Source organism: Streptococcus xiaochunlingii (assembly GCF_006385805.1).
Taxonomy (GTDB): Bacteria; Bacillota; Bacilli; order Lactobacillales; family Streptococcaceae; genus Streptococcus; species Streptococcus xiaochunlingii.
Window position 1 is genome coordinate 479,936 of sequence record NZ_VFSG01000001.1, and the last position, 13,468, is coordinate 493,403.

Sequence of the window (13,468 nt, forward strand, 5' to 3'; positions counted from 1 at the left end):
CTAAAACGTTCTAGACGCTTTCAGTTGGTATGTCTGGATTAAAATAATGCTTGCGACAAACTGAGATATAGGTCTCATGCCCACCGATTTGGATCTGCTCTCCATCGTAGACGGGTTTGCCCGCTTGGGTGCGCAAGACCATGGTCGCCTTGCGAGAACAGTATTGGCAGATGGTTTTGATCTCCTCGATCTTGTCTGCTAACAAGAGGAGGTGTTTGGAACCTTCAAAGAGTTCGTTTCGGAAATCATTTTTGAGGCCGAAAGCCATCACCGGCACATCCAGTTCATCTACAACCCTAGCCAAGTCATAGACATGGTGGCGTTTCAAAAACTGAGCTTCATCGATCAAGACACAATAAGGTTTCTTTTCTAGCCTTTGGATATAACCGAAGATATCTGTCTCGTCTTCGATGGCCATGGCTTCTCGTTTCATACCGATCCGGCTAGAAACTACTCCCACTCCATCACGCGTATCGATTGCGGAAGTCATGATGACCACGCTTTTACCTTGTTCTTCATAATTATGGGCTACCTTCAAAATTTCGATGGTTTTACCTGAGTTCATCGTCCCATATTTATAATATAATTGTGCCATTTTCCTTCTGTTCTCTCTAAAAGTGTTTCATTATATTTTACCATATTTTTGCCCAGCTTTGTATCCCAAAATGTGATAAAATAGACTTAAGATTTATAGAGGAGGTGGCGCAATGCCATTTGTACGTATTGATTTATTCGAAGGACGCACCTTGGAACAAAAGAAAGCTTTGGCAAAGGAAGTAACCGAGGCTGTCGTTCGGAATACAGGTGCACCCCAATCTGCTGTCCATGTCATTATCAATGATATGCCTGAAGGAACCTACTTCCCTCAAGGTGAAATGCGCACTAAATAAGAGAGTGGGGCAGAAATCGGTAATTCGTTAGAATTCGATTTCGTCGTCCCACCTCCGCAAAGTTGAGTAGGGCTGTAAAAGCTGATGAAATCAGCGTAGTAGATCCCACTCAACCACTGCGTTTTGCTCGATAATCCAAAGACAATTGAGAGGCTAGGACTTTTGTCCCAGCCTCTTTTAAGAATTTTGGTATTTCTTTTGTATCTGCCATAGTCGCATTTGGTAACAAATACCACTCACGACAAGGCTAGAAATGAGGCCAATCCAATAAGAATAGGGACCGAGGTCAGTCACATGATCGAGGAAAATCCCTAGAGGGATAGAGATACACCAATAACTAAAAACTCCTAATAAGAATGGAACCGTTGTATCCTTATAACCCCGCAAAATCCCTTGAAGGGGTGCTGCAAAAGTATCAGCTACTTGGAAAAAGAGACTAAAGGTCATGAATATAGTCGTTTGCTGAACGAAGATTGGATCCTTGCCATACAATCCAGCCAGTTGGTAGCGGAATGTATATAGAAAGGCGAGGGTGATAATCGCAAAGCCAAAGGCTGTCAATCGTCCTAAACGGCAATATTGTTTCACTACCTCCGGTCTTCCAGCTCCTAGTTCGTAAGACACAATAATTGCCATGGTACTTGAGATACTAACTGGGAAAGCATACATCATGTTTGAAAAGTTCATGGCAGATTGGTGACTAGCAATGGTGAGTGATGGGAATTTTGCCATGAGCAGTCCAACAAGCGAGAAGATGATGACTTCAGCAAAAACAATTCCCCCGATTGGAAGGCCAAGGTGCAATACTTCTTTGATCCCTTTAAGATCATAAGGTTGTGGCTTCCACAATTGATAAGGAGCTACCTTGGGATGCTTGCATAAGATAAAAATTGCAATAATTAGTAGAACCCAGTAAGCCAGAGAGGTCCCAAGGCCTGCTCCTGCTCCTCCCATCTCAGGAACACCAAAGGCTCCATAGATAAGGACATAGTTAAAACAGGCATTCAAAGGCAAGAGCAAGAGCATCAGGTACATCGATAGACGTGTCATTCCTAACGTATCAAGGAAGGTTCGCACGATACTAAAGAGCAACAAGGGTAGGATTCCTAGCGAAAGGAAATATAAGTAACGAATGGCTATCTGAGCAACAACATTTTCTAAGCCGATCTGCTTGAGTATGATTGGCGCAATCCCCCAGACAAAGCCTATTAAGAGAACAGCCATACCAAATGACATATAAAGAAATTGGTAAAAATCACTAGCAATCCGTTCTTTGTTTCCTTTGCCTAGGTGATGCCCGACTATCGGCGTTAGGGCAGAAACAATTCCTGTCAGAAAAGTAAAAAAGGGATTCCATAGACTCGTAGCCGTAGAAACACCAGCCAAATCAAGGGTCCGATACTGACCAGTCATGGCTGTATCAACAAAACTAGCAGAGTAGTTAGCAAGTTGATAGACCAGGAGAGGGATAAATAGACTGATAAACAAACGCAAGCGCTCTTTAAAATGATGGGTTAAATACATGGTAGGACTCTCTTCTTATCAAGTTGAAATTTTCTCTTACCACTCTACTATATGTCACCTTAAATGTCAAAAAAATCAAAAACTGAAGATCTAACGGATCCTCAGTTTTTTTAGATTATTTTTTATTACGGTTCAAGATGGCGTTCAGAATGATTGCCAAGACGCTGGCAACGACAATTCCGTTTGCAAAGAACATTTTAAAGGCGCTTGGTAGGCCATTAAAGAGGGTGCTGTTGTTCAATCCTACCCCTGCTGCGATTGATACAGCCGCGATGAGGAAATTGTGCTCATTGTGTTCGAAATCAACACGCGCAAGGATTTGCATCCCTTGAATAGACACAAAACCAAACATGACCAACATAGCTCCACCAAGTACTGGACTTGGGATGATTTGCGCCAATGCTCCGAACTTAGGCAGGAGACCGAGAAGAACGAGGAAACCAGCCGCGTAGTAGATTGGAAGACGGGTCTTGATACCAGATAATTTCACCAAGCCGACGTTTTGTGAGAACCCTGTGTATGGGAAGGTATTGAAGATACCGCCGAGAAGGACGGCCAACCCTTCAGCACGGTAGCCATTGCGGAGGCGCGTGCTATCAATTGAATCTTTTGTAATATCTGAAAGAGCAAGATAAACACCAGTTGATTCTACCATTGATACAGTTGCGATGATACACATCATGACGATTGAAGTGATTTCAAACTTAGGAGCTCCAAAGAAGAAGGGTGTTGGAACGTGAAGGACTGGAGCTTGTTCTACAGGAGTGAAGTCTACCAAGCCCATAGAAGCTGCGATAGCTGTTCCTACAATCAACCCAATCAAAATAGAAATAGATTTGATAAAGCCTGTCGTATAGATGTTGACCACCAGAATGATGAGAATGGTTATCACGGCCAAGAGCAAACTTTGAACCGTAGGTTCTGCTGCATTGTTTCCCATATTCCCAATCGCAACTGGAATCAAGGTCAAACCAATGGTCGTAATGACAGATCCTGTCACAATGGATGGGAAGAGGTTGGCGATTTTCGAGAAGAATCCTGAGACAAGAACCACGTAAATCCCTGAAACAATCAAGGCACCAAACATGGCTCCACTACCATGGCTAGCCCCAATCATGCTAAGAGGTGCTACAGACTGGAAGGCCACCCCAAGGACGACTGGAAGACCAATCCCGAAATGTTTGTTCAACTGCAATTGCAGGAAGGTGGCTACCCCACACATAAAGATATCTGTAGAGATGAGATAGGTTAGTTGCTGGGCATTATATCCCAAAGCGCCCGCAATCATAATCGGTACTAGAATAGAACCCGAATACATGGCTAATAGGTGTTGCAAGCCTAGAATGGCTGCCTGTGAATGGTTTTCTTGTTTTTGCATTAGATGTCTGCCTCCTTAAATACAACCTGACCATTTTCAAAACGGTCCAAACGAGCAAGTGAAACAACTGGGTAGCCGAGTTCTTCTAGTAGTCCACGGCCATCCTGGAAAGATTTCTCGATGACAATACCGACTGCTTCTACACTCGCACCAGCTTGTTCGATGATCTGGATCAAGCCCTTAGCAGCTTGACCATTTGCCAGAAAGTCATCAACGATCAAGACGCGATCATCTGGTGTTAAAAACTTGCTAGCAATGGAAACCGTACTGGTCACTTGCTTGGTAAAGGAATAAACTTCAGCTGTCAAAATCCCTTCATTCATGGTAATATTCTTGGCTTTTTTGGCAAAGATCATGGGAAGTTCCAAAGATTCTGCAACATAGAGGGCAGGAGCAATTCCGGAAGCTTCAATGGTCACAATCTTGGTCAGGCCAGCATCTTTAAAACGTTCCGCAAAAGCCTTCCCAATTTCTTTCATCAACTGGTAATCCACTTGGTGGGTCAAGAAGGAATCGACCTTGAGGATATTCTCTCCCAGGACATTTCCGTCTTTCAATATGCGTTCTTCTAATAATTTCATGTTTTCTCCTAAACAGTTTGGAACAAAAAATAGAGACTTACCAAGTAAGCCTCTACAGAATCCAAGTATCACTGGATCAATCTAAGACTTACTTATTGTTAGGTGTTCCGGCACCTTGTAGAGACCTTGCGCCAATCCGCAAGATAAATAAGTAATTGTAGTTTTAATGAGAGTCACCATTCCAGATAGAATTCTTTACGATGACATAATCGACATGCTTGAGATCAGCAACCTTGCGACCTCCAGCATAGGAAATAGAACTTTGCAAGTCTTGCTCCATCTCTGTCAAGGTATCTTGCAGATGACCTTTGGCTGGTAGAAGGATTTTCTTACCTTCAACATTTTTATAGGCCCCTTTTTGGTACTCTGAAGCAGATCCATAGTACTCTTTAAAGAATTCCCCATCGACTTCAACGGTTTTCCCTGGGCTTTCAATGTGACCTGCAAAGAGAGAACCAATCATGACCATGCTGGCACCAAAACGAATGGATTTCGCAATATCTCCATGGGTCCGAATTCCGCCATCTGCAATAATCGGCTTGCGAGCTGCTTTTGAACACCAACGAAGGGCGGCTAACTGCCAACCGCCAGTACCAAATCCAGTCTTCACTTTGGTAATGCAGACCTTACCAGGTCCGATACCGACCTTGGTAGCATCTGCTCCAGCGTTTTCCAACTCCCGAACAGCCTCTGGTGTGCCAACATTTCCTGCGATCACAAAGGTATCTGGCAACTCCTTCTTGATATGCTGAATCATTTGGATGACACTATCTGAGTGTCCGTGAGCGATATCGATGGTGATATATTCTGGTGCGTCGTCCTTGAGTTGAGTCACGAAGTCGTACTCATAGTCTTTTACTCCAACTGAGATGGAAGCAATTAAGCCCTGATCGTGCATACGTTTGATAAAGGGAATGCGACCAGCTTCGTCAAAGCGGTGCATAATGTAAAAATATCCCCCTTTAGCCAGTTGCTCGGCTACATTCTCATCCAGGATAGTCTGCATGTTGGCAGGTACCACTGGTAGCTTGAAGGTATGTTTACCAAACTGAACGGTCGTGTCAGCTTCTGCACGACTTTTGATAATACACTTGTTAGGGATTAATTGAATATCTTCATAATCAAAGATTGGAAATTCGTTTAACATACGGATTGAAATCTCGTTTCTAAATTTTAAATCGTGATGCGTCATCACTACGCCTTCCGACGTTTCCATTCAAGATTATAGCAAAGATACGGAGTCGATTCAATTAGAATGCTGATTATTGAATTAATGTTCGGAAATTATTATACGATTAGTTAGAATATCTTCTATATACGAGTTATTTATGAACAAATACCAATCCAATTGCTGATTTCTTTGCTGACAAGCTTAGGGACTGCTGTATAAAAATCGTGACCGAGATCCTTTAAGAGTAGTTTTTTGATAGATGGATCTAATGTCTCAAGTGCTTGAGCTCTCCAATCGGGCTCATCTTCGTATTTAGGTCCGATGAATAAGGCCTTGATATCTATGAGTGGAACTTGAAAAGACCGGAGCTCCCGCCTAAGTCTCAGTAAAGAAAGAACTGCTTCTGGATCTAAATCCAGTTCATAATGATGAAGGTCAGAATTCCAACGATAACTAGATTGGATCGCTTTTATAGTGGTTGGCGAAGGATTTTCAGCATCTCCAAGTTCACTTGCAACAGCTTCTTCTAGAGATGGAAATACCTGTTGCTTCAGATAGGCGAGTGTCTCTTCAATTTCCTGTTCTAGTGGTAAGATCTGGTTCATATTAAGATAGCCACCATCTAGCAGAACCAGGTGAGTCATTTGTGGTATCCTGGAGGCTAGGTAGCGAGCCAAATCTCCACCTAGTGAGTGGGCAATGATACAAGTATTTTCATTAGAATCCGCATGGGCTTCAAACCAATCTACTAAATCTTTTGCAGATTCCAGTTTTACCTTATAGGGATCTAGATAGGTGATGGGGTATGGAAAGCAGTGAGCAAATTCGCTCATATGATTTTCGTTACTTCCGAGTCCTCCGATAAAGTAAAATCTCATTCTTTCACCTCGATTTCCTTAATGATTCTGGCTGGATTACCTGCTAGGACCACATTATCCCCGAAGGATTTGGTCACTACTGCCCCTGCTCCAACGACGACATTATCGCCTAGGGTAACGCCTGGAAGAATGATAGCTCCTCCACCAGCCCAGAAGTTATCTCCAATCGTTATCGGAGCTCCATATTCTTTTCCAGCATTACGTTCATGCGGATCTAGGGGATGGAGAGGCGTGAGAAATTGGCAGTTGGGACCGATCATGGCGTTCTTTCCAATCCTGATTGGACAGACATCCAACATGGTTAGGTTCCAGTTGGCATAGAAGTTCTCTCCCAAGTGGATATTCACCCCATAATCACAAGCTAAAAAAGGATGAAGGGAAAGATTTTCCCCAGTGGATCCGAACCAACTTTTTATGATTTGGCTCCGCTTCTTTCCATCTGCTTCTTGGTTAAAGGCATATTGCTTGACCCGAGCTTCTTGGGCTAACTTCCTCAATTCTGGATCCATGGGACTGTAAAAGTCACCAGCAATCATTTTTTCATATTCATTTTTCATAATCTTCTCCCGTCTAATAGTAAAAAACCACTCATAATGAGTGGACTTGTTTATCTCTTAATGGTACATCAGGAAACCATCGAAGAGCTCAAATATTTTTCCTATCGCTCGGAAAACAAGAGCCGCAACAAGGGCAACCAGCAAGAAGTAAGCTACAGCAAAAATCACACTAATGATCATCATGAAACACTCCTTTTTAATGTACTTTTTCCACCCTCTATTATACTCCTGGCCTATTTTAGATTCAAGGAAAACGCTATCAAATTTTGATTTGTTTTCAATTTGTAATTTACAAAAATTTTCAGACAGCAGAAACAAGTGGGCTTTGCTATAGAGTGTTTTAAATAGTGATCAGTGTTATCGCTTCTTTTTCATATTTCAAGAGATTCCATACTTTTATTGTAAAGTTTTTTCCTTATACGGTGGCTTAATCTAGTTTCAAAACTAGAAATTGTATATTCAAACTTATCTCTATTTTCTTCTAATTGCCTCCCAAGTTTTACCCCTCTGGCTAGAATTCTATTTTAGAAATTCCTGAGTAGTTTTCTTTGATATGGAGCCCAAGCTGTTCTTCTAACAAACGGAAACTGTGTTTGATAATTTTTTCTTCTTTCCGCTCTAAACCTGTGAGCTGTAAAATTGAGTCATACAAAAAATCATGTTTTCGAACCTTATATATTTGAAAATCAGTACATATTTCTGCAATATTTATTAGTGGTTTATTAAGCAAAATCTTACATAAAATTACAAATAAAAAATAATCAGAATACATAATTAAAAATTTATTACAGCCAAAAAATTAGCCAGCATGTGAATTAGTACAGAGTATTCTATCCTTTTAGTTCTATAATAAATGTAAGATACTATACCGCCTAACAAACTATACAGTAAAATCGATCTAATAAAAATTCCAATACTAGGTTCGTTCATGCAATGCACAAATCCAAACAATATATTTGATATGATGAAACCTTTCCTGCTCATATTATAGCAATAATTCATTATTGCACCATGAAAAGTTAATTCCTCTAAAACTGGTCCTACGAAAATTCCATAAAAATTGAATAACTCTACGCCCATAATATCTTTTAAAATTTGTAATAACGCATCATTTTGGGTATCTCCAAAAATGCTTATATACAAATGAACTATGAGTCTTAACAAAGCAGCGAATGCTAAGCAATAAAGTACTTTGTTCCACTCTAGTTTCTGAATACGATTAATGACATTATGTTTTATGGCTATTTTATAAGAGTAATATAATGTAAAAAACAAGAAAAGTACAAATAGCAACCTAGCATAGACTAATGAAATATCTTTCAAAATAAAACAACAAAACGGTAAATTTGAGAGTAAAAATAACTGCCCAGTCACTTTATATTTTTCTTTCATTTTTAACTACCTCCAATAAACCATTATTAATATTTCAATCATTGCTTAATTCAGTTAATCATTTTTCTGAAACTTGAAGCGGAAATGCTGAGATTCTTTGCATATACTGATTCTGACATTTTACCTCTTCTAAAAACTTAAGAAAGAAAAACAGATCTCTTACATTATTAACCTCTCCACTAATCGAGAAAGCGCTTTACATTTTTATTGTAACTAACTTTTTTTATTTTTTCAAATAATTATATGCAATTCTCAATTTGTAAAATTAAGCATCTCGTATTAGACGAAATGCTTTCAATTCCTGTCACTTTCGTATATGAATCTTTAAAAAGGAAACAAAATTTAAAAAGCATTCCATCGTCATGAAATGCTTTTAAACTAAATGATTCTAATCTATTTATAAGACTAGTTTTCTTCAGTTTTGCTAGTCTTTTCTTTGTCCTCTTCTTTTTCAGCAGCACCATTGTTAACGGCTGACTTGAATTCAGAAAACATTTTTCCAAGCGAGTGTCCTAATTCAGGCAAACGCTTTGGTCCAAAGATTAAGAGGGCTCCCAGGATAATAATAATCAGGCCTGGTGCACCGATATCACGTAAAATTCCCATATTTATCTCCTTTTTTGTATGCGGTTATAGATAATGCGACTGATGCCTAGACTCACTTCGTAGAGCAAAATCAGAGGCACGGTCATAGCTAGATCACTGATAAAATCAGCAGGGGTCAGGATGACTGCTAATACCAGCAATAGAAAGTAGGCTATTCGGCGGTAGCGTCTTAACCATTCTGGCGTTAAGATATGAATCGAGGTCAAAAAGGCTACAAGGACTGGCAATTCAAACAAGACACCCAAAGGAACGGTTGTATGAAAGATGAAGGTCAAGTAGTTCTGTGCCGTTAATTGGATGGTAAACTGTCCTTGTCCCAACTTCAGGAGTACCTCGAGAATAGCTGGACTAACCAGATAATAGCCGAAGAGTAAGCCTAGCAAGAAACAAATCAAACTGGCCGGCACATAGAGCAGAATAACTCCAGCTTCTCCTTTTCTCAAAGCTGGTTTTACAAATTGCCAGACTTGAAAGAGGGTGAAGGGCAGGGTGATGGTAAATGCCATTAAACTTGCCAACTGAAGGTAGATGCTTAAAATGTCATTAGGGCCAAGGACCAAGAGTTTCTCTCGAAATCCAGCCGTCAAAAAGGCATAAAGCTGATCAGAAAACAAGAGGGCTCCACAAAAAACAACGAAAAAACAAAGGATACAAGCGATGAAGCGTCGTCTAAACTCGCTTAAATGCTCTACAATTGTGAGCCTTCTATCTTCATTTTTCATGCTGTTTCACCGTCACAATCACGATAATAAGAACGAATAGAACTTGGCAAGTAAGAACTTCCCAGCTTGGATAAATCCCTGCCCAATCGATGGTCGGGAAATTACTCAATATATGATTGGGAAGCATATTGGTTAATTGGAGCGCGTGTAGGCTCACCCCTAGCATCTTAAAGGCCAGGGCGTAAATCATCCAAGTCAAGAGGAAGAAAATCTTATGTGGCTTGACCAGATGACTTGCCTTGGTCATGAGAATGGCGAGAATGGCTAAAACTGCCAGAGCTAAGCCGATCCCTAGGAAGAAATCAAAGGAGCGAATACGAGGGAGAATTCCCACATAGAAGAGAATGGTCTCAGCTCCCTCACGGAAGACAGCTAAGAAACTGAGGGCAAACATGGAAATGAAACTTCCAGTTGCTGTCACAGCCTTCATCTGACTTTCCATGAATTGGTTCCATTTTTGAACAGAGGACTTGCGATGTAGCCAAATCCCAATGACAATCATCATCCCTACTGCGATGATCCCTACTGCTCCTTCGATGACCTCACGGTTGGAAGCCGAGGTAACAGCTGGGAATAAGAATTGAAGAGCAACTGCAATGGCTGCACTAGCCAAGATTCCCAAAAGAGCACCTGCATAAACCCATTTCAAGCCTTTGAATAGTTTTGCTGACTTGAGGACCGTCACCAAAGCCATGACAATCAAAAGCGCTTCGACTCCTTCGCGTAAGAGGATCAACATAGCGTCAACCGCAGAATAGGAGGCGGTAGTATCAATAGCAGATAGATCACTAATCAGAGCTTCCAGTTGCTTTTGATACTTGCTTTCGTTCCCCTTGACCATGATGACAGGACCTTGACTTTCCACCCGAGTATAGAGACCAGGATTAGTCGTGCTGACATCGCCCTCGATCGTTGGCCAAATGGTAATGAACTCCTTCATGACTTGACTAGCTTGGCTAGTGTCATTGGCTTGGAAGAGGCTCAGAGCTTTCTTGAGGAGCTTGATCCCGTCTGAAAGGGTCAGATTGGAGCTTGTTTCCTCAATCTTTTCCCCACTGATAAATTGATCCAGCACATTCTTTAGGTCATTGTAAGAAGATTGGATGGAGTCAAAGTTTGTAGGCTCTGTTTCGATCGCACTTCTCAAGAAGGAAATGGCTGTTTCTACCTTTCCGTAATAAGCGGTACTATGATCTCTGACAACCGCTTCATTCCGGGTCCAGGTGTTGTTTAAATCAGCGTAAGCCTTTCGTGTCGCTTGGAGATCCTTTGCTGTGATCGCCTCTTGTAGCTTCTCAAAGTAAGGTTGCAAGCGAGTTTCTAGCTTCTCCTTTTCAGCATCCAGATCGACTGGATTTTGCTCTTTTTCAAAGGCTAGCAAGGAAGTGGAGACAGTCACCAATTGCTTTTCTGTGATCTCGCCTTCCAAGTCCAAACTCTTCTGGACTTCTTTTCCTGCCTTGGAATCATGATTGGCTTTCTTCAGAAATTCTTCTTTTATCTCTGCGACAAGAGTGTGAGCCTTTTCTTGATCCTTATCCTGAACTGCTGTCGTTGCATCGGTGATTTTGATAAAGAGATCACTATAAGACTCAGCTTGGACAGGGGTGACGATGAAAAAGAGACAGGCTACTAGGACGACTAAAAATTTATTCAAATAAGTCTTGACCAATGTATCCTCCTTCCTTCACACCTCCGAAGCAGGCAAAGAGGCCACTGCCAATATGGGTCACATATTCATTCATCTTATCGTCTGCCCCAAGATTGGTTTGGATTTTCACAAAACGGTCTGGGTCCTTTTGAAATGCAATAAAAAGCAATCCTGCATCAAACTGCCCCGTTTTCGGATCAATCCCATCAGAGTAAGAATAAGAGCGTCGCAAAATTGGCAGATCCACTTCTTTAGCCAAACGGACATGTGAGTCAACTGGTAAGAGGGAGAGGTCCACTTCGTCAAACTCGTTTTTCTTTCCAAATGGTGCGCCACTTTCTTTATAGCGTCCAAAGGTATTTTCTTGCTCCTGCAGGTTGGTCCGATCCCAGGTCTCTAAGTGCATGATAATCCGGCGGACAGCCATATAAGAGCCGTTTTTCATCCAATCTTGACTATCAGCCCAAACTACCTTATCGAAATCTTTCTCTGTCGTAACATTGGCAGTCCCATCCTTAAAGCCGAAGAGGTTCCTTGGAGTTTCCATGCGATCCCCAATAGCAGCAAATCCTGATTGGCTCCATTTCATGGTTACCTTATTGCGTCCTTTACGGATCAAGTTGCGGACAGCATGAAAGGCCACTTGCTCATCATCTGCACATGCTTGGATAACGATATCACCACCTGTATACTGCTCTCTCAACTGTTCCTTAGGAAAAGCTGGCAGATCCCGGAAGAGTTTGGGACGTTTCTTCTCAAGGCCTAATTTGGTCAAAAAGCTAGCTGAAACACCAAAGGTTAGGGTGAGGCGGTAAGGATTTAGTCCGACAGTTTCCCCAGTGTCACTTGGTGGCAAGAGAGCGTTGGAACCATCTTTTTTGACCAGTTCGCCATTAACTAATTTCTGGCTATAATCTGTCCATTCTTTAAACAACTGAATCAATTCGTTTTTATCTGTCGTCCGGAGATCGAGCACCACAAAATAGATATTCTTCTGCATGGGCGTGGTAATCCCTGCCTGATGCTTACCGTAAAAACTAATCTCTTCTTGACCGTCTGCGATATTCTTGGAACCTTGCTCCTTATTAGCGAAAAAAGCAGAAGCACCGGATAGACCAAGTGCTAAGCCTGCTCCCCCAATACCTGCTTTTTTCAGAAATTCGCGACGATCCATCTTCTTTTCAAAAAATTTATCGTCTTTTGTCATTGTTATTTACCGTTTAAAATGATTCCCATTTGAGAGAGTGGTTCTCCCAATTTTGTTACTGCTTCTGCTAGTTCTTTGGTATCTTTTTCTGTTAGATCAGTATATGATTTATAGTTAGATTCATCCGTCATATGTTTGTCTAACAGGTCATTCACAGCCTTGAATTCTGTTTCAAGGGTTTTCACTAGCTTGGCATCCTTCTTCTCAATAAGAGGCTTGAAGAGAGCAAAGATCTTCTCAGCCCCTTCGATATTGGCACGGAAGTCATAAAGGTCTGTATGAGAGAAGATTTCTTCTTCCCCAGTGATCTTTTGTGTCGCCACTTCATTCAAGAGGTCAACCGCACCTGTCAACATCAAATCTGGCGTCACTTCTACTGTCGCAATCTTAGCTTTCAGCTCTTTGATATCCTTGACCAATTGCTCTGCATATTTTTCAGTACCCTCGGTTGTATTTTCTTCCCACAAGATGCGTTCGATACGGTGGAAGCCAGACCAACCTTCTTCTGATTTGTTTTCATCAACATAGTCAACAAGTCGGAAGTCAATCTTGACATCAGACTCTCCAAAACTTTCAGCGATTGGTTCAGAACGTTCATAAGACATCCGAATCAACGGATAGACTTTCTTCGCTTCTTCTAGGTCACCACTTTTGAGGACTCGTTGAAATTCTTCCGTGTCTTTCAACAATTGATCAATTTGACCTTGCACAAACTCCTTGTATTCACTTGTCGCCTGATCCAAGGCTTTTTGATCCTCTTTAGACAATTTCACTGTCGAAGAGGAGCTATTTGAGGTTGTATTTTTTGAAGATGTATTGGCACAGCCTGCTAATAAAGCAACAGATAAGAGTGCTACTGCAAGTTTTTTCATGAGTCTTTTCTCCTGGATTCTTTTTTTACGTGGTCTATT

General features: G+C 41.4%; 15 protein-coding genes and 1 riboswitch. Of the genes, 1 reads left to right on the plus strand and 14 read right to left on the minus strand.

The window, feature by feature from the left end; translation table 11 throughout:
• Nucleotides 1-10: 10 nt before the first annotated feature.
• A complete protein-coding gene (locus FJR71_RS02520; protein ID WP_070505572.1) occupies nucleotides 11-595 on the minus strand; it encodes a thymidine kinase in 585 nt (194 codons plus the stop codon).
• A 112-nt stretch (nucleotides 596-707) separates the two neighbouring features.
• Here FJR71_RS02520 and FJR71_RS02525 point away from each other — a divergent pair, with 112 nt between their 5' ends.
• The gene (locus tag FJR71_RS02525) at nucleotides 708-890 is read left to right on the plus strand and encodes a 4-oxalocrotonate tautomerase (protein WP_001117401.1); all 183 of its coding nucleotides are present in this window, start codon (nucleotides 708-710) and stop codon (nucleotides 888-890) included.
• 177 nt (nucleotides 891-1,067) lie between these two features.
• Here the strand turns inward: FJR71_RS02525 and FJR71_RS02530 are convergent, their stop codons facing one another.
• The 13 genes from FJR71_RS02530 to efeO form a co-directional block, all read right to left on the minus strand.
• Nucleotides 1,068-2,414 (minus strand): MATE family efflux transporter, encoded by a 1,347-nt coding sequence (locus FJR71_RS02530; RefSeq protein WP_140814001.1) that lies wholly within the window; start codon nucleotides 2,412-2,414, stop codon nucleotides 1,068-1,070.
• A 115-nt stretch (nucleotides 2,415-2,529) separates the two neighbouring features.
• Complete coding sequence (locus tag FJR71_RS02535) at nucleotides 2,530-3,792, minus strand: nucleobase:cation symporter-2 family protein (RefSeq protein ID WP_140814002.1); 1,263 nt, start codon at nucleotides 3,790-3,792, stop codon at nucleotides 2,530-2,532.
• Nucleotides 3,792-4,373, minus strand: a complete 582-nt coding sequence (locus FJR71_RS02540; RefSeq protein WP_140814003.1) for a xanthine phosphoribosyltransferase — start codon at nucleotides 4,371-4,373, stop codon at nucleotides 3,792-3,794. Before FJR71_RS02540 ends, FJR71_RS02535 begins: the two co-directional genes overlap by 1 nt.
• A gap of 75 nt (nucleotides 4,374-4,448) precedes the next feature.
• Nucleotides 4,449-4,544: riboswitch (purine riboswitch) on the minus strand.
• Complete coding sequence (gene guaC / locus FJR71_RS02545) at nucleotides 4,537-5,520, minus strand: GMP reductase (RefSeq protein WP_140814004.1); 984 nt, start codon at nucleotides 5,518-5,520, stop codon at nucleotides 4,537-4,539. It overlaps the preceding riboswitch by 8 nt.
• A 179-nt stretch (nucleotides 5,521-5,699) precedes the next feature.
• Nucleotides 5,700-6,422: an alpha/beta hydrolase gene (locus FJR71_RS02550; RefSeq protein ID WP_140814005.1), complete on the minus strand. Its 723-nt coding sequence runs from the start codon at nucleotides 6,420-6,422 to the stop codon at nucleotides 5,700-5,702.
• The gene (locus tag FJR71_RS02555) at nucleotides 6,419-6,979 is read right to left on the minus strand and encodes a sugar O-acetyltransferase (protein WP_140814006.1); all 561 of its coding nucleotides are present in this window, start codon (nucleotides 6,977-6,979) and stop codon (nucleotides 6,419-6,421) included. The genes FJR71_RS02550 and FJR71_RS02555 overlap by 4 nt, the downstream gene beginning before the upstream one ends.
• Before the next feature lie 57 nt (nucleotides 6,980-7,036).
• Nucleotides 7,037-7,162 (minus strand): hypothetical protein, encoded by a 126-nt coding sequence (locus tag FJR71_RS10160; protein WP_267472022.1) that lies wholly within the window; start codon nucleotides 7,160-7,162, stop codon nucleotides 7,037-7,039.
• A 591-nt stretch (nucleotides 7,163-7,753) separates the two neighbouring features.
• The gene (locus FJR71_RS02560; RefSeq protein ID WP_140814007.1) at nucleotides 7,754-8,371 is read right to left on the minus strand and encodes a CPBP family intramembrane glutamic endopeptidase; all 618 of its coding nucleotides are present in this window, start codon (nucleotides 8,369-8,371) and stop codon (nucleotides 7,754-7,756) included.
• A 405-nt stretch (nucleotides 8,372-8,776) separates the two neighbouring features.
• A complete protein-coding gene (locus FJR71_RS02565) occupies nucleotides 8,777-8,977 on the minus strand; it encodes a twin-arginine translocase TatA/TatE family subunit (protein WP_140814008.1) in 201 nt (66 codons plus the stop codon).
• A 2-nt stretch (nucleotides 8,978-8,979) separates the two neighbouring features.
• Nucleotides 8,980-9,699 carry a twin-arginine translocase subunit TatC gene (gene tatC / locus FJR71_RS02570; protein WP_140814009.1) on the minus strand — a complete coding sequence of 240 codons (720 nt, stop codon included), beginning with the start codon at nucleotides 9,697-9,699 and terminating at the stop codon, nucleotides 8,980-8,982.
• The gene (locus FJR71_RS02575) at nucleotides 9,689-11,371 is read right to left on the minus strand and encodes an FTR1 family iron permease (protein ID WP_140814010.1); all 1,683 of its coding nucleotides are present in this window, start codon (nucleotides 11,369-11,371) and stop codon (nucleotides 9,689-9,691) included. Before FJR71_RS02575 ends, tatC begins: the two co-directional genes overlap by 11 nt.
• On the minus strand, nucleotides 11,349-12,557 hold the full coding sequence (gene efeB, locus FJR71_RS02580) for an iron uptake transporter deferrochelatase/peroxidase subunit (protein ID WP_140814011.1): 1,209 nt from the start codon (nucleotides 12,555-12,557) through the stop codon (nucleotides 11,349-11,351). Before efeB ends, FJR71_RS02575 begins: the two co-directional genes overlap by 23 nt.
• A 2-nt stretch (nucleotides 12,558-12,559) precedes the next feature.
• Nucleotides 12,560-13,429: an iron uptake system protein EfeO gene (efeO, locus tag FJR71_RS02585; RefSeq protein WP_140814012.1), complete on the minus strand. Its 870-nt coding sequence runs from the start codon at nucleotides 13,427-13,429 to the stop codon at nucleotides 12,560-12,562.
• Nucleotides 13,430-13,468: the final 39 nt, after the last annotated feature.